Below are 26,192 nucleotides of genomic sequence, written 5' to 3' on the forward strand. Positions count from 1 at the left end.
GTAACATGTTCTGTAGTATTGCTTTTTTGGATAATAGAAAATGTGACTTTTAGTCATGTGCGATGTGTTAAAAGAGGTAGTGATGTTTGCAGCAAAAGAGCAGAAATCTGAGCACAACGTAAGTGCATGCGAGCAGGAAGATTGTAAATCTGAATCGTCTTTCCATATTGTTCTAGCTGGAGGCGGCACTGCAGGACACGTAAACCCTCTACTTGCAGTAGCTGATGCTATCAAAAAATTCGATTCTAATGCGCAAATAAGTGTTATAGGTACAAAAGTTGGTTTGGAAGTGAGTTTAGTTCCGCAAGCAGGATACGAACTTGACACTATCGAAAAAGTACCTTTTCCTAGAAAACCTAATTTAGCTGCTTTCAAATTCCCAATTAGATGGATTCAAGAAAAACGTAAAGTTAGTAGTATTCTTAAGCAAAGAAAAGCGGATGTTGTAGTAGGATTCGGCGGTTACGCTTCAGCGCCAGTGTATTCTCAAGCGCACGCTCAACATCTACCAATAGTTGTTCACGAACAGAATGCTAAAGCGGGAATGGCAAATAAGCTTGGTGCTCGTTGGGCTACTATGGTTGGTTCAGTTTATAACAACACTGGTTTGCGCACTAAAGCTGGAGTGAGTGTTGAAAGAATTGGTTTGCCACTTAGACCTGCTATAGCAAGATTATGTAGAAGTTTGTCTGAAGATAGTGACGCAGCAAGAGTGGAAGGTGCAAAACAGTTAGGTTTAGATCCTAATCGTCCTATTGTGCTTATAACAGGTGGATCTTTAGGTGCTGCAAGTGTAAATCAAGCAGTTGCGTCTGCTGCAAAAGATTTGCTTTCTTGCGCGCAAGTTGTTCATCTTACAGGAAAAGGGAAAGATGAGAAAGTTAGAGAAATAGTTTCACAGAATGTGGGCGTTTCTCAAATTAACGATATTCAAGCTAATCATCTAGGTCTCGGAGATTATCACATAGCGCAATATTTAGAGCGAATCGATTGGGCTTTTGCTTGCGCTGATTTAGTTATTTGTCGTGCCGGGGCGGGTACAGTATCTGAAATTTCAGCTCTCGGATTGCCTGCAGTTTACGTTCCTTTACCGATTGGTAATGGTGAGCAGCGTTTTAACGCAGAGCCAGTAGTATCAGCCGGGGGAGCGCTTATGGTAAATGATTCTGAATTTAACGAAAATTATATACGTAAAACTGTAGTTACGCTGTTAAAAGACAATAAAACGTTGAATGTTATGAAAGAAGCGTCATGGCGTTACGGTATTCGAAATGCTGCAGACGTTATGGCGCAACGAATTCTTAAAATTGCTAAAGAAAGAAAGCCAAGCAAGGAAAGCAGGAAGTAATGACTTGCCCAGATTTAAACCCTATTAAAGCAGCTTTTAACTCTAAAGATACTGTAAAATCTCTCGGGAAAGTTCATTTTATTGGCATAGGTGGAGCCGGTATGAGTGTTCTTGCTGAAATGCTGCATGAAGATGGCGTTTCAGTAAGTGGGTGTGATAGGGAAGCTAATGATCACACTGAAAGATTAACCCAGCTAGGTATTGAAGTTAAAATCGGCCAAAACGCTTCTCATGTTGATGGGAAAAATATTCTCGTTTACTCAAGCGCTATAAAAGCTACTAATCCTGAGATTATTGCAGCAGCTGAAAGTGGAGTAAAACTTGTTCACAGAAGTGACATACTTGCTCTTTTGTTAGCGAGTAAGCGAGGAGTTACAGTTGCTGGCGCGCATGGCAAAACAACTACAAGCTCACTTCTTTCGCATATTCTTACTGTTGCAGGTACTAAAGATTTAGCAGATCCGAGTTACGCAATAGGAGGATCTTTACAAGGATCTGACGGAAGCGTTATAGATGGCGGTCATGCTGGATCTGGATCTGTAATGGTAGCCGAAGCAGACGAATCTGACGGAAGTTTCGAAAAATATCACCCGAGTATAGCAATAATCACAAACGCTGAAGCTGATCATTTAGATCATTATGGTAACGCTGAAAACTATAGAGCTGCATTTGTAAAACATGCTGGTAATGCAGAAAATGCTGTAATAATATGCGCAGACGATGCTGGCGCAAGGCTTGTATTAGAAGCTCTTTCAGACGAAACTTTAGAAAAAACTATTGCGTACGGAAATTCTCAAACTTGGAACACAGAAGTCAGCGAACGTGTTAAATCTAAAGCAATGTTTGCAAGTATTGAGCACGAAAGTGAGCAAGCTGGAAGCGGTAGGGAAGAGTACAAGCTTGTGCTTCCAGAAAATATGAGCGCATATTATGGCGTTTCAATTGCAAATCGCAGCTTAGATGTGAGTTTGATGATACCTGGTTTGCATAATGCTAGAAACGCGAGTGCAGCAATTTTAGCTGCTATATTACTCGGTATGAAAGCGGAAGATGCTGCTCGTGGAGCAGAAGATTTTCGTGGTGCATCGCGTCGATTTGATATTCGAGGATGTGTAAATGGGGTAACGGTAGTTGATGATTATGCTCATCATCCTACAGAGATTGAAGCGCTTCTTAAGGCTGCTCGTAGACGTTATCCTTCTGCAAAATTGCGAGTTCTTTTCCAACCTCATCTTTTCTCTCGTACTTTATCTTTCAAACAAGAGTTTGCTGAAGCGTTGAGTCTAGCTGACGATGTGATTGTGTCTAGTATTTTCCCTGCTCGTGAAAAGCAGGAAGATTTTCCACAAGTACACGCTTCTACTATTGTTGAGATAGCTGCTGATAGTGGATTTAAAACTCCTATGCAAGCTGTAGAAGATATGCATGAAGCTGCTTTGCTGCTTTGCAAGCGTGCGGAACCTGGCGATGTTCTTATGACTGTTGGCGCTGGAAGTATTACTGCTATGACCTCTGTTATGCTTGAAGCATTGAATTGCGAAAAATGAGAGCAGATAGCAGAAACTAGTTTAGACTTGTATAAGGTTTGACACTTAGATATTTATTGGAAAGGTAGCGTTTGAGCGCATGATTATGAAGAAATCAGATAAGGCTTCTTCTAATAAGCCTATGCGTGTGCGACGTGCCGTTTCTAGCGTAAATATCGTACGCACTCAAGAACAGCGTATTGTGCCGAAACGTATTTCTGAAGTAGAAGATTCCAGTAGTTCCGATAGCAGAGTATCTAAAAATAAAGATACTAATGAAATCAGTAAGTCAGATGTTCATCGTTTAGCAAAATCTTCTCGTTCTGTGAGTTCTCGTTCTGTGAGTTCTGGTTTTTCTGCTCGTGCTGCGCGTGTTGCGCGTGTTGCGCGTAATGATAGCTCTCGTAAGAATTTTAAAGAAATCGAGAATAATTCAAAATCTAAACTTAAAAATTCGAGAAGTATAAGTAGTAAAAATTCTGCAAATTCGTCTTCTCTAAGAGTTACAAATTCTTCTAAAGGACACGGTGCTTTTGTTGATGCGCGTCGACTTTTAGGATTTGATTTTATAAAAAAGACTTTAAGCGAAACAGCAGGGCCTTTGGGAATAGTTGAAAGACCGAAAATTATAGATTTTGCTGCTCGTCTTAAAGAAAAAAAGAATGCTTATCTGCATATTACTATTAAAAAACTTCTGTATGTTTTGATAGCTGTTGTTGCTGTACTTTCTATTATTTGGGTTCTGCTGTTTTCTCCAATATTTAGATTAAAAGCTGAAAATATAGAGATAAGCGGATCAAATGAATGGGTAAGTAAAAAGAAAATAGCTGATATTGCTTCAAGTCAGGTAGATAAATCGCTTTTTCTTGTTTCTTCGCAAGAGGTTATAAATCAGTTAAATGATATTCCTGGCGTAACTGAAGCGAACGTTACTAAAAATTTCCCTCAAGGCTTACGCATAACTGTTCGTGCGCAAAAACCAGCTGCAATGTTGAAAGCTAACGGAAGTAACAATCTTACTGCAGTAGATTCGCAGGGTAGAGTTTTGAATACTGTTGCTGGAGCTTCTATTCAAGGAATACCTGTTATAGAAGTGCAGGAAGTTGGTAGAAATATTACTGACAAGGCAGTTCTTGAGGCTGTGAAAATAGTGAGTTCGCTTTCTTCGCAGCTGCGTTCGAGAGTAACTAAAGTTACAGCAAAAACGCAGGATTCTATAGAAACTACTTTAGGCGCAGAAAATCACATAATCGTGTGGGGAGATTCTTCAGAACTTGAATTGAAGAAAGCTATAGTAGATAAGATTATTAATGATCCTACGAAAATAGGAGATAAGCAGCGTCTTGATGTGTCTGCTCCCGCAAGACCTATTTTGAAGTAAAATAATTAGTAATATTTGTGCTGTTTTTAGTGCGGTTTTTAGTGCTGTTTTTGGTATTACAAAATTGTCACGCTTTGATGTATAATAGTAATTCGTGTGTGCCAACGGCGTGCCTTATGTTATAGGTGTGCTTGTTGGGATATCCCAAGCGTTGAAGATAGCGCGCAGTAATGTGTGGCTGGAGACGCAAGGGCCATCGGGCCGGTGGACTGTGGCTTTTACTCTTTAACCGATTCATGCGTTAAGGTGTGCTGCAGTGTGGCGGTTTCACCAAACAGAAGATATCAATGAATCGGAGAACTTAAGTTGCCTACGATTGAACAACTTGTCCGTAAAGGACGTCAGGCCAAGCCGAAGAAGTCAAAGACTTTGGCCTTGAAAGGTAGCCCGCTGCGTCGTGGCGTGTGCACCCGTGTGTACACCACCACTCCTAAGAAGCCAAATTCCGCGCTTCGTAAGGTTGCTCGTGTGCGCCTCAGCTCGGGTATTGAAGTAACCGCCTACATTCCAGGCGAAGGCCATAACCTCCAGGAGCACTCCATTGTGCTCGTGCGTGGCGGCCGTGTGAAGGATCTCCCAGGTGTGCGTTACCACATCGTGCGTGGCGCACTCGATACCCAGGGTGTCAAGGACCGCAAGCAGGGTCGTTCCCTGTATGGAGCAAAGAAGGCGAAGTAAAACATGTCACGTAAAGGACCTGCAAAAAAGCATCAGCTGCTTCCTGATCCAATCTACGGCTCGACCGTCGTGGCTCAGTTGATTAATAAGATTCTTCTCGATGGTAAGAAGTCCATCGCAGAAAACATCGTCTACACCGCTCTCGAGCAGGTGAAGGCAAAAACCGAGCAGGAGCCAGTTTCTGTATTGAAGCGCGCTCTTGACAACATTCGTCCAAGCCTTGAGGTTCGTTCCCGCCGTGTCGGTGGTGCAACCTACCAGGTTCCAGTCGAAGTGAAACCTGCTCGTGCAAACACCTTGTCCCTCCGCTGGCTTACTGACTTCTCCCGCGCACGTCGTGAGAAGACAATGGCTGAGCGTTTGGCGAACGAAATTCTCGATGCCTCCAATGGCTTGGGTGCTTCTGTAAAGCGCCGCGAGGATACCCACAAGATGGCAGAAGCTAACAAGGCTTTCGCTCACTATCGCTGGTAATCCGCAAGATAATCGGTATCTTAAAGAGCTAAGGATAAGAATATGGCACAAGATGTGCTTAACGACCTGAATATGGTTCGTAACATCGGCATCATGGCGCACATTGATGCTGGTAAGACTACTACCACCGAGCGTATTTTGTACTACACCGGTAAGAACTACAAGATCGGTGAAACGCACGATGGTGCTTCTACCATGGACTTCATGGCTCAGGAGCAGGAGCGCGGTATTACTATTCAGTCCGCTGCAACTACCTGCTTCTGGAAGCGTCAGACTCACGACACTGATGATCGTTACCAGATCAACATCATCGATACACCAGGCCACGTGGACTTCACCGCTGAGGTGGAACGTTCCCTTCGCGTGCTTGATGGTGCTGTTGCAGTCTTCGACGGTAAGGAAGGCGTGGAGCCTCAGTCTGAAACCGTTTGGCGTCAGGCAGATAAGTATAGCGTTCCACGTATTTGCTTCATCAACAAGATGGATAAGCTTGGCGCTGATTTCTACTACTCCGTCAAGACTATCAAGGAGAAGCTCGGCGCAACTCCACTCGTTATTCAGCTTCCAATCGGCGCTGAGAACGACTTCATTGGTGTTGTTGACTTGATTCGTATGAAGGCTTACGTCTGGAATGACGTTAAGGATGATATGGGTGCTCACTACGACACCGTTGACATTCCTGCCGATTTGCAGGAACGTGCCGAGCAGTATCGTGCTGAACTCATGGATCAAGTTGCTGAAGCTGACGACGATTTGGTTGAGAAGTATCTCGAAACTGGCGAACTTACTGAAGAAGAAATGCGCGCTGGTATTCGTAAGCTTACAGTCGAGCGCAAGGCATTCCCAGTAACCTGCGGTTCTGCATTCAAGGATAAGGGTGTTCAGCCAATGCTGGATGCTGTTGTTGATTTCCTTCCAAGCCCAGAAGATGTTCCATCTATTAAGGGCTTCAAGCCAGGCGACGAATCCGTTGAAATTGACCGTAAGCCAGTTAATACAGATCCATTCGCAGCTTTGGTCTTCAAGATTTCAACACATCCATTCTATGGCAAGCTTGTGTTCGTGCGCGTTTACTCTGGTGAGATTAAGCCAGGCGATTCTGTGTACGATTCCACTAAGTCTAAGAAGGAACGCGTTGGTAAGATCTTCCAGATGCACGCTGATAAGGAAAATCCTGTAGATTCTGCAGAAGCTGGAAATATTTACACTTTCGTTGGTTTGAAGAACGTCAGCACTGGTGATACCTTGTGCGACGAAAAGAACCCAATTTCTTTGGAATCCATGACCTTCCCAGATCCTGTTATCGAGGTTGCCGTGGAGCCAAAGACGAAGGCAGATCAGGAAAAGATGAGCTTGGCATTAGCTAAGCTTTCTGACGAGGATCCTACCTTCCAGGTAAAGACCGACGAAGAATCTGGTCAGACTTTGATTTCTGGTATGGGCGAGCTTCAGCTCGACATCATTGTGGATCGTATGCGCCGCGAGTTCAAGGTCGAAGCGAATGTTGGTAAGCCACAGGTTGCTTACCGTGAGACTATTCGCAAGGCTGTTATGAACCAGGAATACACCCACAAGAAGCAGACCGGTGGTTCTGGTCAGTTCGCAAAGGTTTTGATGAACTTCGAACCACTCGATCCAGAATCTGGCGAAACCTATCAGTTCGTCAACGAAGTTACTGGTGGCCACATCACCAAGGAATTCATTCCTTCCATCGACGCAGGTGTGCAGGAAGCTATGGAATCTGGCGTGTTGGCTGGCTTCCCAGTGGTCGGCGTCAAGGCTACCGTCACCGACGGTCAGACACACGATGTTGATTCTTCGGAAATGGCCTTCAAGATTGCAGGTTCCATGTGCTTCAAGGAAGCTGCTCCAAAGGCTAACCCAGTAATTCTTGAGCCAATCATGGCCGTTGAAGTGCGTACCCCAGAAGAGTACATGGGCGACGTTATGGGCGATTTGAACTCTCGTCGTGGCAATATTCAGTCTATGACTGATGCCACCGGCGTGAAGGTCATCGACGCCAAGGTGCCGCTGAGCGAAATGTTCGGCTACATTGGCGATCTTCGTTCCAAGACTCAGGGTCGTGCAATGTTCACGATGCAGATGGACTCTTACGCAGAGGTTCCAAAGGCTGTTTCGGACGAGATTATTAAGGCTCAGCGCGGCGAATAACCGCAAGCTACTTCGGTGTTTTCTGTCCCCGGTCAACGCTAAAATTTCTACGTTGACTGGGTTCTGGCACCGAAGTGGCACCTAACCCAGAAACCCAGTAAATATGTAGCGAGAGGCTTCGTAGAGTTTACGAAGCAAACTACGAGACGTCCAGGAGGACAAACACATGGCAAAGGAAAAGTACGAGCGTACTAAGCCGCATGTTAACATTGGTACCATTGGCCACGTTGATCACGGCAAGACTACCCTGACCGCGGCTATCTCTAAGGTGCTGCACGGCGAATATCCTGATTTGAACCCACAGTATGACTTCGATCAGATTGATGCTGCCCCAGAAGAGAAGGAACGCGGCATTACCATCAACATCGCCCACATCGAGTATCAGACTGCTGCTCGTCACTACGCTCACGTGGACGCTCCAGGCCACGCTGATTACGTGAAGAACATGATCACCGGTGCTGCTCAGATGGATGGCGCAATCCTCGTGGTTGCTGCTACCGATGGTCCAATGGCTCAGACTCGTGAGCACGTTTTGCTTGCAAAGCAGGTCGGTGTCCCGAAGATTCTTGTTGCTTTGAACAAGTGCGATATGGTTGATGACCCAGAGCTTATCGATCTCGTTGAGGAAGAGGTTCGTGACCTCCTCGACGAAAACGGCTTCGATCGCGACTGCCCAGTCATCCGCACTTCCGCTTACGGTGCTTTGCATGATGACGCTCCAGATCACGAGAAGTGGGTTGAGACTGTCAAGGAGCTTATGAAGGCTGTTGACGAGTACGTTCCAACCCCAGTTCACGATCTTGATAAGCCATTCTTGATGCCAATCGAGGATGTGTTCACCATCTCCGGTCGTGGTACCGTTGTTACCGGTCGTGTTGAGCGTGGTAAGCTCCCAATCAACACCCCAGTTGAGATCGTTGGTTTGCGTGACACCCAGACCACCACCGTTACCTCCATCGAGACCTTCCACAAGCAGATGGATGAGGCCGAAGCTGGCGATAACACTGGTCTTCTTCTCCGTGGTATCACCCGTACCGACGTTGAGCGTGGCCAGGTTGTTGCTGCTCCAGGTTCTGTGACCCCACACACCAAGTTCGAAGGCGAAGTTTACGTCTTGACCAAGGACGAAGGTGGCCGTCACTCGCCGTTCTTCTCCAACTACCGTCCACAGTTCTACTTCCGCACCACCGACGTCACCGGCGTTATCACCTTGCCAGATGGCGTTGAAATGGTTCAGCCAGGCGATCACGCAACATTCACTGTTGAGTTGATCCAGGCCATCGCAATGGAAGAGGGCTTGACCTTCGCAGTTCGTGAAGGTGGCCGTACCGTTGGTTCCGGTCGTGTGACCAAGATTCTTGCCTGATTTTAATTCGCTGAATTAGCATTAATCAAGCAAATTTGGTCGCGAAAGCGATAGCTTAATAAAGACCCCACGAGGAGACTCGTGGGGTCTTTTGTATGCGCTCCGACACGCTCCAAATACGAGACAGTGCTCTCGCAAATGGAGCGTTGTGTAACAGAATTAACTCCATTTACGAGAATCATCTCTCGTAAATGGAGCAAATAATCTAATCAATAACTCCAAACGCGAGACAACTCTCTCGCAAATGGAGCAGAGCACAGACGCTAACCTTCCAAACGTGAGACAATTCTCTCGCAAATGGAGCAATAATCAACAGCTAGCGCTCCAAACGTGGGCGCGACGACATGCTTGAGCGCAGCACAGCGCGCGCGAAAGCAACTCGGAGCGGAAACTCGCTCAAGTTGGAAGTCCAGTGGACTTCCAACGCGAGTTTCGTAGCGAGCGCGTAACCCGCGCGAGCGTCCTCTCGTAATTGGAGCGTTGTGTAACAGAATCAACTCCATTTACGAGAACTATCTCTCGCAAATGGAGCAATGAACAACATGCTTGAGTGCGCATTAAATAATTTTGGCAATCAATAGAAAATGTCGATAACATCGGTTGATTTGGTGTTTTCGACAGTTTTGCCTTGCGTTTTGTTTATTTCACCAAACGATTTGGTGTTTTCGACAAAATCACACTGATTTTTGTTTATTTCACCAAACGATTATGTGTTTTCTACAATTTTAAGTAAGCTGCAAAAAATCGAGATCAGACGCACTCTCTCGCGATTGGAGCGCTGCGTAATCTTAAACCCTCCAATTGCGAGACGATGCTCTCGCAATTGGAGCAAATAATCTAATCAATAACTCCAAACGCGAGACAACTCTCTCGTAATCGGAGCAGAGCACAGACGATAAACCTCCAAACGCGAGACAACTCTCTCGTAATTGGAGCGCTGCGCAACAATAAACCCTCCAATCGCGAGACAATGCTCTCGTAATTGGAGCGCAGAGCACATAATAAAAACCCTACCAAATATTAATTCGGCAGGGTTAAATTACTAATCAACTAACGCAAGTATGTTAGTTTTAGCATTGTTAATCTCTATTATCTCCAAGCAACTGCAGCAAGTAGATAAACATATTAATGAAGTCCAAATACAGCTGGAAAGCGCAGAAAATAGACATTTTCTCAACTAACTTTGGCTGATCTGCGTACTTTGTCAATAGTTCACGAGTTACTTGAGCATCGTAGGCTGTTAAGCCTGCAAAAATAACAATTCCAATAGTTGCAATAAGTCGCATCATATTATCAGTTGTTCCAACGAAGGAAAGAATAATCTGAGCAACAACAAGTACAACTAGTCCAACCATCAAAATTGGACCTGCTTTAAGCAAATCCTTCTTAGTTGTAAGTGCCAACATAGTTAGGCATAGGAAGAATCCTGCTGTGAGTGCGAAAACAATTGCTATAGAGCCCAACTTAAACATTAGGAATATGGTACTGAATGAGAATCCAGTAAGCGCTGAATACACGTAGAACAAAACTCGAGCTGTTGTAGTGCTCATTTTCATAAGACGTGCGCCCATTGCAAAAGCTATAACAACCTGTGCGCCAATCAGAAGAAGCCAACCCCATCCTCTGGTTGCAATCATAAATCTAATAAAGAAATTGCCGGACTGTGTTGCCATAGCTACAAGAGCAGTTACTACAAGTCCTAATGTCATTTCTGCATAAGTTCTACGCACAGAAGTTCTCTGTGCTTCTTCAAACGCGTAAGTCGCTTGAGTATCAACAATTGCGGGATTACCATCGCCGTAATACTTTTGCGTATAATCTGTCATTATTTCTCCTTAACAGCTATGAAATAAAACGCTGTCAAGACAACGTTCTCATAACATTCTATCTAATTCATCTGAGAAATTGCTAAAAATATTTGTGCAATTTAGTACGTTTATACAAAACGTTTATGTTCGTGAGATTTTATGTCGCAACCTGTGCAAACTTTATACAAGAAGCACAGCATAAGTTTCTATTATATCATTAAGTTTCTTATTACAAAACATCACGATAGCAAACTCAGTGTGTGCAAATTTCGTAAGACTATAGCTCTTACTGCTATTTCTGCGTTTATTGCTCTGCTGAGTTTGCTGCTCCTGCTGCTGAGTTTACTTTTTACTAAGATTCAGGTGCTTCTTCGACTCGCGGAGCACCGTTAATATCACGATGAATTCCCTGCATTTGAGCTTCTATATTTTGCAAACTTCTTGCACAATCAAGCAACGTTTGTGAGTGCTCAGCAAGCTTAGCATCAGGCAAATCAGCCTTATATCTAAGAGCATGCTCAAGACTAGCCCAATAATCCATAGCAATTGTTCTAAACTGCACTTCAACAGGAGTGTAATGTGCTCCTGAAGACAGAAAAACAGGAACAGCATAAATTACATGCAAACTACGATACCCATTCTGCTTCGGATTTTTAATATAATCTTTCACCTGCAAAACTTGTATATCGGTTTGTTCAGAAAGATACTGTGCTACCGCGTACACATCATCTCGATAGTTGCATATAACCCTAATTCCAGCAACGTCAAAAAGATTATCTCGTATTGCGCGAGTTGAAATATCAAGTTTTCTACGATTGAGCTTTTCGAAAATCGAATGAACAGACTTCAGTCTGCGCTCCATGTGATGTATAGGATCGTGAGAAAATCGAACCTGAAACTCACTATCTAGAATCTCAAGTTTCGTGCTTATCTCATACATAGCGCCTTCGTAAACTTGCATCATATTGACAAATTCGTCCATCTGATCATCTGGAAGCGAAGGTATGTCGCTATTTTCTTCACTCTCTCCACGAAGGCGAGCGTACAGTTCTGCGGAATTCACACGGTTATGACGATCAAGTATCACGTATAAGAATAATACTCTTAAATCTGCTCATTGCTTTTACTGCGTGGCGATTGCGTTTTGTACGTGAGTTTGTTTTATACGTAAGTACGTTTTGTGACAGTACGTTTTGTGACAGTATAATTTATTACAGCAAAACTCTCTGATTTTAGCTTGCATGTGCTTTCTTGCATGTGCTTTTACTATAACGTAAGTTTGTAGAGCTAAAATCAAAAATTAGGCATAAGACTACGTGAGTTTTCGTAAAACGCGTCGAAAGTATTTTGTTAGGAGCGCATAGTGAGTTGCTTTACTACAGCCGAATCTTCCGAACAGGAAGTTGCTACTCAGCAGGAAACTCTAAAAACTATGCCTAAAGTAATTTCAATCGTTGGCCCAACTGCTTCAGGTAAAACAAGCCTTGGAATTGCGCTTGCTAAGCTTCTTTCTAAACGTGGAGTTCGTGCGGAAATCATAAATGCTGATGCGTATCAAATGTATAGAGGTATGGATATTGGTACAGCAAAAGCTAGTTCTGAGGAACAAGCAGAAGTCCCACATCATCTTATAGATATTATTGATCCTGAAGAAACAATGACTGTTGCGCGATTCCAAGTACTTGCAAGAAACTGCATTAGTGAACTTCGTTCGCGTGGTGTACGCCCAATTCTTGTAGGTGGTTCAGGATTATATGCGCGTGCTGCGGTTGACGATATTACTTTTCCGGGAACCGATGCGTCCTTGCGTCAAAAATTGGAAGAGCGTGAGCGTAAGGAAGGTGCTGAAACATTATTTGCGGAATTGCAAAAGAAAGATCCCGTTGCTGCAGCAAATATGGATCCTAGAAATCCTAGACGCACTATTCGCGCTCTTGAAGTTATTGAACTTACTGGTAAACCATATTCCGCAACTCTTCCTAAATATAGTTACGTTATTGACTGCGTACAAATAGGTTTAGATTTGCATCGTGAAGATTTAGATAAGCGTGTTGATATGCGAACGCAAATTATGCGTGAACAAGGTTTCGTTGATGAGGTTCGTAATATTCGCTCGCACTTAGGAGTAACAGCTTCTCGAGCTCTCGGCTACCAGCAGATTATTGACTATTTAGACGGTATTTGGAGTGAGGATGAAGCTTTTGCGGATATTGCTCAGAAAACTCGCAGGCTAGCTCGTAAGCAGATGGGTTGGTTTGGAAGAGATGCGCGAATTCACTGGCTGGATGCTTTACGACCTGATCTTGCAGACGCTGCGCTCGCAATAGTTGATGCTGCTGATTCTGGAGAGTTTTCTTCCGATAGTAAATCGGGAGATTTTGTTGCCGACTTGCATATGACCCAGCATCATCTTGGGGATTCTTTCAGCAATTAGCGTGATTTCATATTTTAATTTACGTTTTTAGTTTACGTTTTTAATTTATATTTCAATTTTTCGTTGATTTTATAAGTTTCGTAGAATTTAGATTTACACTTAAAAGTATGGTGTATTCGTCTCGCTTGCGTTCAGGAATTGGCGCTGTTAGTAGTTGCTTCAATATTTTGGGCTTACGCGTTCAAGATTCGCGTTTTTTGGAGCATGGAAAGCATGAGCCTAGTGAGGATGCGCCATTAGTTTTAGTAGCATGTTCTGGTGGTCGCGATTCTCTTGCGCTTGTTGCTCTTTCGGTTAAAGTTTGTTCTAGCCGCGGCTTGCGTTGTGCAGTTGTTATAGTTGATCATCATTTGCAGGAACACTCTAGTGAGGTTGCTAATCAGGCGGCTTTGCGCTGTGAAAATCTTGGTATTGAGTCCAATCTAATTCATGTTGTATCTATTAGCGTTACTGATTCTGGTACCGGAGTTGAGGCTGCTGCAAGAGATGCTCGGTATTCTGCGATTATTGATGTTGCTAGAAAAATCAACGCTTATGCTGTGCTTCTTGCGCATACTGCTAATGATCAGGCGGAAAGTGTGCTTATTGGTTTAAGGGATTCTGCTGGTTTAGATGCTGTTGCTGGTATGAAAAATATTGTTTTTCGTGATGGCGTGCGTTTTGCAAGGCCGATTATTGAGCTTTCTCGCGAAGATACTACAGGAATTTGCAAAGATTTAGGGATTGATTGGTGGGATGATCCAACTAACGGAGATCTGGTTTCCTCAGATTCTCTTTCTGATGAGTATCCGTTACGTTCTAGAGTTCGTCACAATTTAATGCCTTATATTTCGAAATTTTTTAACGCAAATATGGTACAGGTTCTTGCTAGAGGTGCGCGTCTTGCTCAGGATGATCTTGACTATATTAATATTTGCGTAGATGAAGTAGTTGACAGGGTTGTAACTGTTCGTAATTCTTCTGATATGAAGGAAGCAACCCCCGCAGCTTTAAGCGTTACTATAGATGCAAAAACCCTTGCAAAAAATCACGCTGCTATTCGTCGCAGGGTAGTAGCGCGCGCTTTAGCAGAATTAAACTTGCGTTTTTCTGCAAGTCATGTTGAAGCGATTGATTCTCTCATATTTGATTGGCATGGTCAAAAACCAATCACATTGCCGAACTGTTACTTAGCCGAGCGTAAATCTAATACTGTTACTATCTCAACTGTGTTGCGTAATAGCATGTTGCGTTAGTACTGTGTTGCACTAGTACCGTTATTTAGATTACGATTTTTGTATTAAAAATACTTTTTATAAACTTTCGTAACACTCCCGTCATTCTCTTATGCAAAGATAGTTAGCATGCAGATTGCTGATATACGAGATGACATCGACTATGAATTAATCAGTCACGAAGACCTTATGAAGCGTATTCGCGAAGTGGCTCAAAAAGTAAGTGAAGACTACAAGAATCGTAATATTTTGCTTGTAGCAGTTCTTAAGGGTGCTGTTAACACTCTTGCCGTTTTTTCGCAGGAGTTGAGTATTGATGCACCTATGGACTTTATGAGTCTTTCTAGCTACGGTAGTGGAACTACTACAACTGGTCAAATAACAGTGCGTGAGGATTTAACTACTGACGTTCGCGGTCGTGACGTTCTTATTGTAGAAGACATTGTTGATTCTGGACGCACTCTTGACTGGCTTGTTCGTGAGCTGAAAGGTCGCGGTGCTGCAAGCGTGAACGTGTTTGCTTTGCTTACAAAGCCGGCTCGACGTGAAGTTGAAGTTGATATTGCGTATACTGGTTTTGAAATTCCAGATGCATTTGTGGTTGGTTTTGGTATGGACTACGACGAGCGCTATCGCAACCTTAATTCTGTTGCGGTTTTGAAGCCGTCTGTATATGAATCCTGATTTATACTGAATCAATACGCTCGAAAGGAGCCTGATTGCATGGGTGCTTCTCCTATGACACCTAATGGACCTATGACAGGCCCAATGGGTAATGGTGGCAATGGCGGTAATAATCCGTTTATTAACCCACTAAATCCGCGTAATGACGGCAAAAACGGTAAAAATAAAAACAATAAAAACAGTAAGAATAATCCTGACAAGAACGATAAAGACGGTAATTCTGGTAATAATCGTCGTTCTTTCTGGCGTTCTCCATGGACTTGGATTATTCTGCTGGTACTACTGTCTGTTGGTGCGTTCCAGATTTTTGCACACAATGGCTCTCAAACTATCGATACTCGTGACGGTATTGCGTTACTTCACACAAATAACGTAAATTATGCGGAAATAATCGATAATAAGCAGCTTGTTAAGTTAAGTCTTAACGATTCGTTTAAGAAGTTTGATAAGCGTGCTAACCAGCAGCGTGATTATGGTAAGGAAGTTCAGTTCTACTACACGATTGCACAAGGTAAGTCTATTGTGCAAACAGTTGAGGAAGCTAAGCCTTCTAACGGTTGGACTGCAAGCTTACAATCTTCTGGTATTTTCTCTTATTTGATTACTTCGCTTGTGCCTATTCTTTTCTTCTTAGGCATGATTTGGTTCATGTTTAGTCGTTTGGGCGGTGCCGGCGGAGGAATGCTCGGAATGGGCGGCGGCCGTGGCCGTGGAAAGCTTCTTGAAGGTCAGACTCCTAAAACTAAGTTTTCTGATGTTGCTGGAGAGCAGTCTGCTGTTGAAGAAGTCGAGGAGATTAAAGACTTTTTGAAGGATCCTTCGCGTTATAAGGCGTTGGGTGCTCGAATTCCTAGAGGTGTGTTGCTTTACGGCCCTCCAGGAACTGGTAAAACTCTTCTTGCGCGCGCAATTGCTGGTGAAGCTGGCGTGCCGTTCTACGCTATGGCTGGCTCTGATTTTGTGGAGATGTTCGTAGGCCTTGGTGCTTCTCGTGTTCGTGAGCTTTTTGATGAGGCTAAGAAGAACGCTCCTGCAATCATCTTTATCGATGAGATTGATGCAGTTGGTCGTCGCCGCGGCAGTGGAATGAATGGTGGCCACGATGAGCGTGAACAGACTCTTAATCAGTTGCTTGTTGAGATGGATGGCTTTGATAACGATACGAATTTGATTATTATCGCTGCAACTAACCGTCCAGATGTGCTTGATTCTGCGCTTTTGCGTCCTGGTCGTTTTGACCGTCAGGTGGCTGTAGAGGCTCCAGATTTGGAAGGACGAGAGGCAATTTTGAAGGTACACGCTAAAGGCAAGCCTTTTGTGCCTGATGTCGATCTTCATATGGTTGCTGTCCGTACTCCTGGTTTTACAGGTGCTGATTTAGCTAACGTGCTTAATGAGGCTGCTCTTCTTTGCGCACGTTCTGGTGCTCAGTACATTGATAATCGTGCTATAGATGAGGCAATTGATCGTGTTCAGGCAGGTCCTCGACGTAAGTCTAAGGGCATGGCTTTAGACGAGTTGCGTAATACTGCATACCATGAGGGTGGCCATGCGCTTGTTGCTGCTGCTTTGCATCATACAGATCCTGTTACTAAGGTGACGATTTTGCCGCGAGGTCATGCGCTTGGTTACACTGCTGTGATGCCAACTACGGATCGCTATTCGCAGTCTCGTAACGAGTTGCTTGATCAGATGGCTTATGCTATGGGCGGTCGTACTGCTGAAGAAGTTGTGTTCCACGATCCTACAACCGGTGCTTCTAATGATATTGAAAAAGCAACTGCTATTGCTCGCAAGATGGTTTTGGAGTACGGTTTTTCTGCTAAGCTCGGTGCGATTAAGTGGACTAGTGCTGATGAGGATGATGGTTCGCTTGATTCTTTGCAGCCGCGTAAGTTCTCGAATCGTACTGCTGAAGTAATTGACGATGAGATTCATAAGCTTATCGAAACTGCTCACACTGAGGCGTGGGAGATTATTAGAAATAATCGTGATGTTCTCGATGAGCTTGTTCGCCAGTTACTTGCAAAGGAAACTTTGAACGAGAAGGAGCTTAAGGAGATTTTCAGTAAGATTCGTAAGGCTCCTGAACGTACGCTTTGGCTTTCTAATGATCTTCGACCAGATTCTGATATTCCTCCTGTGGAAATTCCTGAAAGTTTGAAACGTAACGTTGCAAACGGTGGTTCTGCTGTGAGTGATACTAAAGTTGGCGTCGTTGATTCGGGTGCAACTGCTGTAGCTGGTACTGCTCCTGCGGTTCCTGCTGCTGGTAGTGAAGCTGCAGCTGGCAGTGAGACTGCCGACGGTAGCAAGAATGCATAATCTAAATAGATTTGCTAAAAGGCTATAATATAAAGTGAATAGGGAAGTGAGTATGGATACCATTAGTTTGAAAGGAATTCGCCCTAATTGTGGCGAGATAACTGTTGGTTTCTATACTCACTTTCGTGTTGATGCCGCATTAAATTTGGATTTGCGAGCGGCTGTATCCGGTGACGATTCGCAGTCTGTTGATATACCGCAAGTTGCTAAACGTTTATCTAAAGTTTTGCAGTCTTGCGAAGGTGATGAGACTTTAGAGTCTAATCCTTCTCTGGTTTTGCAATTAGTTGCTGGACGTTTATTGAATGCCGCTATGCTTTCTTGGCAGATAAATTCAGCAGAGATTACTGTACGATCTAAATTAAATTGCGATGCAGCGTCTACTTTAGATGAAGTTTCAGTGACTTTGCTTCGCGTAGCAGACGAAGTAGGTAGCGCGTTCGAAGATCTTCCGAAGCTGCAATATTCTGAAAATTCGAGTAATTTTTCTGCAGATTTCGATAATGCTGATACTGCTGTGAGTTTAGGTTCTGAAGATTCTAAAAATCCTGATTTAAATAATCCAACTAAACTTCGCACTACCGCTGTAATTTCAATGCGAGGAGAAGCCAAAGACGACACTTGCCTCGCAATGCTTTACACTATTATGAATTTTGAGCAAAATCCGTTTTCTGACTCTTCTGTAGTCTCCTCGGAGCTTGTTAATTCAGAATTTGCAGATTTTCAATCAAACTATAAATCATGTTGCAAATCAGACTACAAAACAAACTGTAGCCAAGTTTCTAAACAGGGTTCTGAACAAAACTTAAAACAAAACTCTAAATCTTTTATTTCGCAAGTGGAAGGCGTATCTCCTCTTTATTACGTAAGTAATCAAGATGGTGACGAGTATTCGTCAATTGTGATAATTTCTACAAGCAGTGATGAAAATTTGCTGCTTAATAAACTCTACAAAATTGAGTCTGAACCTGATTTTCCTTTGCATTTAAGCGTAGTCGGAACTCGTAACTATGGTGCTTCGTCTGATAGCACGCATACAGTTGATACTGAGAGTCTTACCGTGACATCTCAGGAATCGCGTGTTGCGCTTTTGCATCCTACAGCGGTTGAGCTAGAACCGTGGATGCATATTGAGTCGGATGCTTCCCTAGATGGCAGTCCACTCGCGTATCTATTAGCGTTTACTAAGGATGCGGGTCGTGTAGGCTTGTATTCAGAGCGTTGGATTATGGGGGATTGCAAATGAAAGCTTATCGCACTCCTTGGTGGTATTTTGTACTTGGAATAATGTTTGGCGTGTTGCTTGGTTCTTTCCTCGTATCTGTTACTGAATCAAGCACGGTATCTCTTCTCGGCGCTCCGTGGATTGTGATTATTGTCATGCTGCTTGCAGGTGTTGTGACGTTTGTTATGGCCTGGCAGACACACCAGTACACTACTTCTAAGCCTGAAGACAGAAAGCCTTTTAATCCGCAGCGCGCTGTTGCTGCTTTGATGCTGTCAAAATCGTTAGGAATGGCAGGGGCTATTTTAACTGGATGGTATGGCGGAGAAGTGTTTATGAGTTTGCCTCATAAAGATATTCCTCTTTATGCTGAAGTTATTCTTGAATGTTCTGTTGTAGGTGTTATTTGCCTTATAGATATGATTATCGGCATATTGGGAGAGTGGTTGTGCCAGCTTCCTCCTGAAGATGGGGCAGAATCTGCTCGTAAGAAATCTAATCGTACTGCTGTAACCTGCTAGTTACTAAACGTAAGTTTTCGATAATAATTTTTTAATAAGCTGTAGTTTTCTGTAGTTTTCTGTAATAGTTGCGATTTAAAAAGTAATGTATTTGCCGCATGAGATAATATCCCACGGTACTTTTGTTGCTGTTGCTAGCGATTTCCTATTTATACTCTTGGTGCGCGTATAAATTCGTGCATTTTGGGTAAACGCATGAGTTAATGCAAGTTGTGGAGTGAGCTTTCATATAGTTTAGGTGATGCTTTTCGTAGAGCTACAGCAAACGCTGGAATTCCAACGTTTTTAAGGATGGTATGTTACTTTGGCTGAGTTTATATATCAGATGATTAAAGCGCGTAAGTCCTATGGGGATCGCGTAATTCTTGATGATGTTACTTTGAGCTTCCTTCCGGGTGCGAAGATTGGCGTTGTGGGTCCGAATGGTATGGGTAAATCCACACTGCTTAAAATTATGTCCGGTTTGGAAAACGTTACGAATGGTGAAGCTTCTCTTACTCCTGGCTATACGGTAGGTATTTTGCAGCAGGAGCCGCCTCTGGACGAAACTAAAACAGTTGGCGAAAACATCAAAATGGCTTTTGGTGAGATTGCGCAAAAAGTTGAGCGTTTTAACCAGATTGGCGAAGAAATGGCTAATCCGGATGCTGATTTTGATGCTTTGATGGAAGAAATGGGCAAACTGCAGACTGAAATTGATGCAGCAAACGGCTGGGATTTGGACTCTCAGCTTGAGCAGGCGATGGACGCTTTGCAATGCCCAGATCCTGATTCTCCTGTATCTGTGTGCTCGGGTGGCGAAAGGCGACGAGTGGCATTGTGTAAGCTGCTTCTTGAAGCTCCAGATTTGTTGCTTTTAGACGAGCCTACTAACCATTTGGATGCAGAGTCTATTTTGTGGTTGGAACAGTTCTTGCATAAGTATGAGGGCGCTGTTATTGCCGTTACCCACGACCGTTACTTTATGGATAACGTGGCAGAATGGATTTGCGAAGTTGACCGCGGTCAGCTTTATCCATACAAGGGAAATTATTCTACTTACCTTGAAACCAAGGCAAAGCGTATGGAAATCCAGGGCTTAAAGGATGCAAAGCTTGCTAAGCGTTTGAAGAATGAGCTTGATTGGGTTCGTAGTTCTCCTAAGGCACGTCAGGCTAAGAATAAGGCTCGTTTGGAACGTTACGATCAGATGGAGCAGGAAGCACGTAATTCTAAGAAGCTTGATTTCTCTGAAATTCAGATTCCAGCAGGTCCACGCTTGGGTTCGCAAGTTTTGGAAGCAAAGCATATTCACAAGGCTTTTGGCGACCGTGTGCTTATCGACGACTTGTCGTTCACTTTGCCTCGTAACGGTATTGTTGGCGTGATTGGTCCTAACGGCGTTGGTAAATCTACGCTGTTTAAGACGATTGTTGGTTTGGAGCCCCTTTCTGGTGGTGAGCTGATTGTTGGCGATACTGTGAAGATTTCTTACGTGGATCAGAATCGTGCAGGATTGGATCCTAATAAGAACTTGTGGGAAGCTGTTTCTGGTGGACTCGATTATATTGAGGTTGCTGGCGTTGAAATTCCTACGCGCGCGTATGTTGCAAGCTTTGGTTTTAAGGGATCGGATCAGCAGAAGCTTACCGGTGTGCTTTCAGGCGGTGAACGTAACCGTTTGAATTTGGCTTTGACACTTAAGCAGGGCGGAAACTTGCTGCTTCTCGATGAGCCTACTAACGATTTGGACGTTGAGACTTTGGAAAGCTTGGAAAACGCTCTGATTGAGTTCCCAGGCTGCGCGGTTGTAGTTTCGCACGATCGTTGGTTCTTGGATCGCGTTGCAACGCATATTCTTGCGTGGGAAGGCGACGATGAGAATCCTGCAAAATGGTATTGGTTCGAGGGTAACTTCCAGGCTTACGAAGAGAATAAGATCGCTCGCTTGGGTGAGGAAGCTGCTCGTCCGCATCGTTTGCACAGGAAGCTTACGCGCTAATTTTAAAGTTTAGCTTGTTTTGTTTATAGTTTAAGCGGCAATTTTGTGTGATTATGTTACGCAGATTGCCGCTTTTTTTATGTGTGCGTTTTGCTCCAATCGTGAGAGCTTCATCTCGTATTTGGAGCGTGTCGTTGCGTACTTTGCTCCATTTGTGAGAGATAGTTCTCGTAATTGGAGCTGTCTACCTTACTTTTCGCTCCAATCGTGAGAGCTTCATCTCGCTTTTGGAGGGTTATTGTCTGTGTTTTGCTCCAAACCCGAGAGCATCGTCTCGCATTTGGAGGGTTTGATTCGACTGAATACTCCAATCGCGAGAGCGCTGTCTCGCTTTTGGAGGGTTTATTTACGTCATCTGCTCCAATCGTGAGAGCTTCATCTCGCATTTGGAGCGTGTCGTTGCGTACTTTGCTCCATTTGTGAGAGATAGTTCTCGTAATTGGAGCTGTCTACCTTACGTTTTGCTCCAATCGCGAGAGCGTCATCTCGCAGTTGGAGGGGGTATCGGTGTGTCGCGCGAAAGTGGCGGTTTTGCAACGTTTTATGGAAGCTCGGGTGGGGTATGCGAGAGTTTCCTGAGAGTTTCCTGGGAAAAATCTTAAAATTTCTTAAAAACGTATTTTTTATAGTAAAAAACTACTTATAACAATACTTTTTACAGTATATAGTTGGATTATCGTATTTTCTTTAGCAGATTTTCGTATATTTTACTGTAGTGATGCTTATGTTGCCTCTTGACTTTTTCAAACGGGGGGGGGGGTATGTTAATTGCAGTTATCAAAAACAGGCAACTGAGTTTGGTGACTGTATAGAACTCAAGTTCTGTGCAAATTTATTCTGTCCGTCTCCTAGCGGACAGGAGAAGAAGAAAAGGATACTATTATGTTGAATAAGAAGGCTATCGCCGCATTCGCTGCTGGCGCCACCCTCCTCTCCGGTATGGCTTTCGCCGCCCCAGCTTTCGCTGCTGAGCCTGCTAAGGATCCAAAGGCCGAGAAGTGCGCTACTGCTCAGGATAATGTTAATGATGCCAAGGCTGCTTTGGCTACAGCACAGGCTAATAGCGTTCTCGCAGGTGATACTAAGACTGCTGCTCATAAGAAGCTTGACAAGGCTACCGGTCTTGTGAACGCCTATAAGGAAGCTCTTAAGGATGTTAAGGCTAAGGAAGCAGCATATACTGATGCTGAGGATAAGGATGCAGCTAGGTCTGAATTAACTAAGTCTGTAAAGAAGCTTAATGAGGCTTTGAAGAACATCAATGATAATAAGGGTGATAATAAGACTTTCCCTGCTGCTACTGCTGTTCCAGATGATGTTACAGTAGGTGATGGTAATGGAACCGTTACTTACGGAACTGCTACTAAGGATTCATTCAAGGCTGCTCTTGAAGGTTTAGCCACCAAGCAGGCTGATGAGGCTGCTCAGAAGGCTGAGGATGCAGTATCTGCAGCCCAGGATAAGCTTGATCTTGCTAAGATTCATTTGACGAATCTTGGTTGCCAGGCCAGTGGTAGTGAGCAGAATCCACCAAAGCATGATCCTACTACCCCAACTCAGCCAGGTTCTGTGAAGGATGCTGATGCTGCTAAGGCTGATGTTATGGTTAAGGCTGCTGCTTATGATGCTGCTCGCGTGAAGAATGCTGCTGCTAAGGCTGAGGCTCAGAAGGCTTATGAGGAGGCTGCTAAGGCTAAGAAGGCTGATGAGGCTGCTCAGGCTGAGGTTGATGCTGCTCAGAAAGCTGTTGACTTGTTCGCTGGTGATAAGACTTCTAAGGAGTACAAGGATCTTAATGATCGTTTAGATCGTGCTAAGGCTAAGAAGACTTTCACTGAGAATACTTTTGAGGCTGCTGCTGCTAAGTATGCTGAGAAGCAGGCTGCTTTCGATGCTGCTAATGCTGAGGCTCAGAAGGCTTATGATGCTTACAAGGCTGCTGTGAATGTGGCTGCTGCGTTTGGTGTCGATGTTACTAAGCTTCCAGTTGTTGTAGCTATGGATCCTTTGGATAAGACTTTCCCTGGTTTTGCTGATGCTCAGCAGCTTTATCGTGATGCTCAGTCTGGTAAGTTTGGTCCTGCTGCTGCCGCTGCTGCTAAGGGTGCCGCTAATGGTGCTGCCGCTGCTGCTGCTGATAAGAAGGCTGATAAGCAGGGTAAGATTACTGTTGAGAAGGGTAAGGATAAGGCTGGTAAGAACCTTCCTAAGACCGGTGCTGCTATTGCTTTGACTGCTTTGGCTGCTTCTGTTCTTGCTGGTATGGGTGCTGCTGTCCGTAAGGTCCGCCACTAAGCAGATTCTAGCTTCGCGCGTGACTGTTAACGTTTTGAACGTGTGTGCTGGTTGCGCGCGTGGCTAGTGTTCTAATTTTCACTCAATAGTGTGTGGCGTGGAGTGTAGGGCTTCACGCCATAGCATTCTTTCTTGCTGGTTTTTGTTTACTATTGTTTTGCTAATTTTCTTTCTTCGCAGTAGTAAGTGATGCTAGTTGGTGGGTTTGCTTGTTGAGTGTGTGCTTTCGGCTTGTTTAACTACTAGGGGTTTTACAAGCCGAAAGCTTTTTTGTTTTTCTACTATCGTTTAAATGTTTCGCTTATCGTGTGGCTGGGTTTTTAGGGAATGCTTGTTTATGGAAAGTATCGTAAGTCAGTATTACAAGCGGTATTGTTTCAAATCTAGCTAACACAGTTCAAGAGCAACAGCAATTACTATTACGTCACAAACGGGCTTAATCGATTAATTACAAATTTGTCTAAAACACATAATCGTCCGATATTATCGACAAAACGCAATCCGAAATTGTCTAAAACACATAATTGTTTGGTGAAATAAACAAAAATCAGTGTGATTTTGTCGAAAACACATAATTGTTTGGTGAAATCGACAGAATATGAGGCAAAACTGTCGAGAACATCAAATCAACCGATGTTATATACATTTTCTATTAACTGCCAAAATTATTAATGCGCGCTCAAGCATGTCGTCGCGCCCGCCTTTGGAGCGTGTCGGTGCGTGTTTTGCTCCAATCGTGAGAGAACTGTCTCGCTTTTGGAGGGTTATTGTCTGTGTTTTGCTCCAATCGTGAGAGCACTGTCTCGCTTTTGGAGGGTTTATTTACGTCATCTGCTCCAATCCCGAGAGATGGTTCTCGTAATTGGAGCTGTCTACCTTACTTTTTGCTCCAATCGCGAGAGCGCCGTCTCGTATTTGGAGGGTTTATCTTCGTAATTTGCTCCAATCGCGAGAGCACTGTCTCGTGTTTGGAGCGTGTCGGCGTGGTTATTCGCTCTATAAATCAAAATCACCTTGTGATTACGCTTTTTAATTCCGCCGCAACTTCTCCCGGTTTCTCTGCGCACATAAGCGCTGACACCGTGCACACGCCGTCAAGTTTTAGTCCGCGTATAGGAAACACTGTATTCTCATGAATTCCGCCAATAGCAAGAGTTTTTACTCCAGCAGCGTGTGCAACTTTCGCAACTTCGTTTACGCCATCAACTCCAAGCGGAGGCACGTCGTGAGCCTTAGTGTGAGTAGTGAAAGCAGCGCCAATGCCAATCACATCTGGCAAAGGCATATCGCTTTCTTTGCACTCTCTGTACACTTTTTCCATCAAATCCGGGCGAGCACAAGAAAGCCCCATCATCCATTCTGCTGGAAGTGCTTTTCTTGCTTCAACAAACGGCGTATCTTTTTGACCTACGTGCAGATTGAATCCAAGTTTTGCTGCACACTCAACATGGTCATCTATAAAAATTGGTACGTCTCCATGCCCTGCGTTTATTAAAGTTTCGCGCATTTTAAGAGCTTTTTTAGATATGACATCATCGTCAGAATATTTGTCTCTTAATTGAACTACCGTTACGCCGCCTTCGATTGATTCTAACGCAACTTCTTCTTCGGTACGATTGCCCATTCTAGGGTCTGTTACTAAGTAAAGTGTCCAATCTACTGGTTCTACTGTGAAATCTATGCTTGCAAGATTTAATATTTCATCTGCGCTTAGTTTCGAAAGTGCGTCAATCCAAAGTGTGCGGAAAGTTCCAGGATTGATTTCCGCGTTTCCTTTCGCATTGATTCCAGCATTGATTCCAGCATTTTCGGAGCACGCGTAGCTTCCTGCTGCTGCAGCGTGCGCGTGAGCCGCTACTGTAGCAGCAAGTGGACAAGATGGGTTTGTACCAACGTATGCTGCTACAAGAGCCCCTAGAGCGCATCCTGTTCCTACTACTTTTTGCATTATTTCAGAGCCGCCTGAAACGCGCGCAAGGCATCCGTGAGCATATATTGCGTCTTGTTCTCCAGAAATTGCTACTACACTGCCGTGTTGTTTTGCTAATTTCCTGGCTGCTGGTAGTGCAGAATTTACGCTGTCTAGTGAGTCGACTCCGCGCATATCTCCCTTTTCGCCAGCTAAAGCTAAAATTTCCGCAGCGTTTGCGCGAATAACAGTAGGATTTTCTGTAATAATATTTTTTACGAAATTAATTCTTGAAGTAAGCGCTCCTAATCCAACTCCAACAGGATCTAAAACCCACGTCGTACCAGACTTTTTGCAGCCGCGTATTGCAGCGTTAATAGAAGTATCTGTGTAATTTTTTCTAAATGTTCCAACATTAACCAGTACTCCTGAAGCAATTTGCGCAAGTTGCTCTGTTTCTTCAGGATCGCACACCATAATAGGCGTTGCTCCGGCAGCGAGTAGAACATTAGAAGTAAGTTCTTGAACTATGTTATTCGTAACGCAGTGTGTAAGCGGTTTGGCAGAGCGCATGCGTTCTATGCAATTTTTCACGTCTTCTATGAACATGCGCTTGCGTGCTTTTGCAGAAAAATCTCTATCGAAATTTGTTATGGAATTGCCGCTAGATTGCGAATTTTTTGAAGTATTTCCTGTGTTCAACGTTTCCATGATTTTCCCTTCGCTAGTACTACCTAGATCAGGTTTAACGGGTATAATCTCAGCGACCTAGCGCACCCCGAACCGCGTTACGACTATACCGTTTGAGCGCGACTGCTTGTGCGGGGCGTGTGTTAGGCTCAGTTAGTTCG

General features: G+C 44.0%; 18 protein-coding genes and 1 riboswitch. Of the genes, 15 read left to right on the forward strand and 3 right to left on the reverse strand.

The features are described 5' to 3' along the window. Positions 1–82: 82 nt before the first annotated feature. The 7 genes from ACPFYS_RS05125 to tuf all read left to right on the forward strand — a co-directional run bounded on the left by ACPFYS_RS05125 (position 83) and on the right by tuf (position 8,945). Positions 83–1,348, forward strand: coding sequence for a UDP-N-acetylglucosamine--N-acetylmuramyl-(pentapeptide) pyrophosphoryl-undecaprenol N-acetylglucosamine transferase (locus tag ACPFYS_RS05125; protein WP_427876416.1), 1,266 nt, complete (start codon positions 83–85; stop codon positions 1,346–1,348). After that, positions 1,348–2,895, forward strand: coding sequence for a UDP-N-acetylmuramate--L-alanine ligase (gene murC / locus ACPFYS_RS05130; protein ID WP_427876418.1), 1,548 nt, complete (start codon positions 1,348–1,350; stop codon positions 2,893–2,895). The genes ACPFYS_RS05125 and murC overlap by 1 nt, the downstream gene beginning before the upstream one ends. 79 nt (positions 2,896–2,974) lie before the next feature. Then, entirely contained in the window at positions 2,975–4,255 is a 1,281-nt protein-coding gene (locus tag ACPFYS_RS05135) for a cell division protein FtsQ/DivIB (RefSeq protein WP_427876419.1), read from the forward strand. A 306-nt stretch (positions 4,256–4,561) separates the two neighbouring features. Further along, positions 4,562–4,933 carry a 30S ribosomal protein S12 gene (rpsL, locus tag ACPFYS_RS05140; RefSeq protein WP_003813881.1) on the forward strand — a complete coding sequence of 124 codons (372 nt, stop codon included), beginning with the start codon at positions 4,562–4,564 and terminating at the stop codon, positions 4,931–4,933. 3 nt (positions 4,934–4,936) lie between these two features. Further along, positions 4,937–5,407, forward strand: coding sequence for a 30S ribosomal protein S7 (gene rpsG / locus ACPFYS_RS05145; protein ID WP_075523050.1), 471 nt, complete (start codon positions 4,937–4,939; stop codon positions 5,405–5,407). A gap of 42 nt (positions 5,408–5,449) precedes the next feature. Then, a complete protein-coding gene (gene fusA / locus ACPFYS_RS05150; protein WP_427876421.1) occupies positions 5,450–7,579 on the forward strand; it encodes an elongation factor G in 2,130 nt (709 codons plus the stop codon). Between the two features lie 166 nt (positions 7,580–7,745). Further along, positions 7,746–8,945, forward strand: a complete 1,200-nt coding sequence (gene tuf / locus ACPFYS_RS05155) for an elongation factor Tu (protein ID WP_427876423.1) — start codon at positions 7,746–7,748, stop codon at positions 8,943–8,945. Positions 8,946–10,024: 1,079 nt separating this feature from the next. Here the strand turns inward: tuf and ACPFYS_RS05160 are convergent. Both ACPFYS_RS05160 and ACPFYS_RS05165 read right to left on the reverse strand, forming a co-directional pair. Beyond that, positions 10,025–10,771, reverse strand: a complete 747-nt coding sequence (locus ACPFYS_RS05160; protein WP_427876425.1) for a Bax inhibitor-1/YccA family protein — start codon at positions 10,769–10,771, stop codon at positions 10,025–10,027. A 334-nt stretch (positions 10,772–11,105) separates the two neighbouring features. After that, entirely contained in the window at positions 11,106–11,840 is a 735-nt protein-coding gene (locus ACPFYS_RS05165; protein WP_427876427.1) for a GTP pyrophosphokinase, read from the reverse strand. A 345-nt stretch (positions 11,841–12,185) separates the two neighbouring features. On the opposite strand from ACPFYS_RS05165, the gene miaA reads away from it, so the two are divergent. From miaA to ACPFYS_RS05205, 8 genes are all read left to right on the forward strand, one after another. After that, complete coding sequence (miaA, locus tag ACPFYS_RS05170; protein ID WP_427877670.1) at positions 12,186–13,187, forward strand: tRNA (adenosine(37)-N6)-dimethylallyltransferase MiaA; 1,002 nt, start codon at positions 12,186–12,188, stop codon at positions 13,185–13,187. A gap of 107 nt (positions 13,188–13,294) precedes the next feature. Then, a complete protein-coding gene (tilS, locus tag ACPFYS_RS05175; RefSeq protein WP_427876429.1) occupies positions 13,295–14,422 on the forward strand; it encodes a tRNA lysidine(34) synthetase TilS in 1,128 nt (375 codons plus the stop codon). 108 nt (positions 14,423–14,530) lie between these two features. Then, positions 14,531–15,085, forward strand: a complete 555-nt coding sequence (hpt, locus tag ACPFYS_RS05180; RefSeq protein ID WP_427876431.1) for a hypoxanthine phosphoribosyltransferase — start codon at positions 14,531–14,533, stop codon at positions 15,083–15,085. A 39-nt stretch (positions 15,086–15,124) separates the two neighbouring features. After that, positions 15,125–17,410 (forward strand): ATP-dependent zinc metalloprotease FtsH, encoded by a 2,286-nt coding sequence (ftsH, locus tag ACPFYS_RS05185; RefSeq protein ID WP_427876433.1) that lies wholly within the window; start codon positions 15,125–15,127, stop codon positions 17,408–17,410. Positions 17,411–17,462: 52 nt separating this feature from the next. After that, positions 17,463–18,656: a dihydroneopterin aldolase gene (locus ACPFYS_RS05190; RefSeq protein WP_427876434.1), complete on the forward strand. Its 1,194-nt coding sequence runs from the start codon at positions 17,463–17,465 to the stop codon at positions 18,654–18,656. Beyond that, a complete protein-coding gene (locus ACPFYS_RS05195) occupies positions 18,653–19,156 on the forward strand; it encodes a DUF3180 domain-containing protein (RefSeq protein ID WP_427876436.1) in 504 nt (167 codons plus the stop codon). The genes ACPFYS_RS05190 and ACPFYS_RS05195 overlap by 4 nt, the downstream gene beginning before the upstream one ends. A gap of 304 nt (positions 19,157–19,460) precedes the next feature. Next, complete coding sequence (gene ettA / locus ACPFYS_RS05200) at positions 19,461–21,137, forward strand: energy-dependent translational throttle protein EttA (RefSeq protein WP_427876438.1); 1,677 nt, start codon at positions 19,461–19,463, stop codon at positions 21,135–21,137. 882 nt (positions 21,138–22,019) lie between these two features. Further along, on the forward strand, positions 22,020–23,432 hold the full coding sequence (locus tag ACPFYS_RS05205) for a hypothetical protein (protein ID WP_427876439.1): 1,413 nt from the start codon (positions 22,020–22,022) through the stop codon (positions 23,430–23,432). 1,009 nt (positions 23,433–24,441) lie between these two features. On the opposite strand, the gene thiM is transcribed toward ACPFYS_RS05205, so the two are convergent. Next, positions 24,442–26,052, reverse strand: coding sequence for a hydroxyethylthiazole kinase (thiM, locus tag ACPFYS_RS05210; protein ID WP_427876441.1), 1,611 nt, complete (start codon positions 26,050–26,052; stop codon positions 24,442–24,444). Continuing rightward, positions 26,040–26,132: riboswitch (TPP riboswitch) on the reverse strand. Its footprint overlaps the gene before it by 13 nt. Positions 26,133–26,192: the final 60 nt, after the last annotated feature.

This window comes from Gardnerella sp. 2492 (assembly GCF_050320365.1).
GTDB lineage: Bacteria > Actinomycetota > Actinomycetes > Actinomycetales > Bifidobacteriaceae > Bifidobacterium.

Excerpts from the sequence above, each read along its gene's own strand:
- ACPFYS_RS05125 (WP_427876416.1), top strand. The coding sequence starts at position 83 with ATGTTTGCAGCAAAAGAGCAGAAATCTGAGCACAACGTAAGTGCATGC.
- murC (WP_427876418.1), top strand. The coding sequence starts at position 1,348 with ATGACTTGCCCAGATTTAAACCCTATTAAAGCAGCTTTTAACTCTAAA.
- ACPFYS_RS05135 (WP_427876419.1), top strand. The coding sequence starts at position 2,975 with ATGATTATGAAGAAATCAGATAAGGCTTCTTCTAATAAGCCTATGCGT.
- rpsG (WP_075523050.1), top strand. The coding sequence starts at position 4,937 with ATGTCACGTAAAGGACCTGCAAAAAAGCATCAGCTGCTTCCTGATCCA.
- fusA (WP_427876421.1), top strand. The coding sequence starts at position 5,450 with ATGGCACAAGATGTGCTTAACGACCTGAATATGGTTCGTAACATCGGC.
- tuf (WP_427876423.1), top strand. The coding sequence starts at position 7,746 with ATGGCAAAGGAAAAGTACGAGCGTACTAAGCCGCATGTTAACATTGGT.
- ACPFYS_RS05160 (WP_427876425.1), bottom strand. The coding sequence starts at position 10,771 with ATGACAGATTATACGCAAAAGTATTACGGCGATGGTAATCCCGCAATT.
- miaA (WP_427877670.1), top strand. The coding sequence starts at position 12,186 with ATGCCTAAAGTAATTTCAATCGTTGGCCCAACTGCTTCAGGTAAAACA.
- tilS (WP_427876429.1), top strand. The coding sequence starts at position 13,295 with ATGGTGTATTCGTCTCGCTTGCGTTCAGGAATTGGCGCTGTTAGTAGT.
- hpt (WP_427876431.1), top strand. The coding sequence starts at position 14,531 with ATGCAGATTGCTGATATACGAGATGACATCGACTATGAATTAATCAGT.
- ftsH (WP_427876433.1), top strand. The coding sequence starts at position 15,125 with ATGGGTGCTTCTCCTATGACACCTAATGGACCTATGACAGGCCCAATG.
- ACPFYS_RS05190 (WP_427876434.1), top strand. The coding sequence starts at position 17,463 with ATGGATACCATTAGTTTGAAAGGAATTCGCCCTAATTGTGGCGAGATA.
- ACPFYS_RS05195 (WP_427876436.1), top strand. The coding sequence starts at position 18,653 with ATGAAAGCTTATCGCACTCCTTGGTGGTATTTTGTACTTGGAATAATG.
- ACPFYS_RS05205 (WP_427876439.1), top strand. The coding sequence starts at position 22,020 with ATGTTGAATAAGAAGGCTATCGCCGCATTCGCTGCTGGCGCCACCCTC.
- thiM (WP_427876441.1), bottom strand. The coding sequence starts at position 26,052 with ATGGAAACGTTGAACACAGGAAATACTTCAAAAAATTCGCAATCTAGC.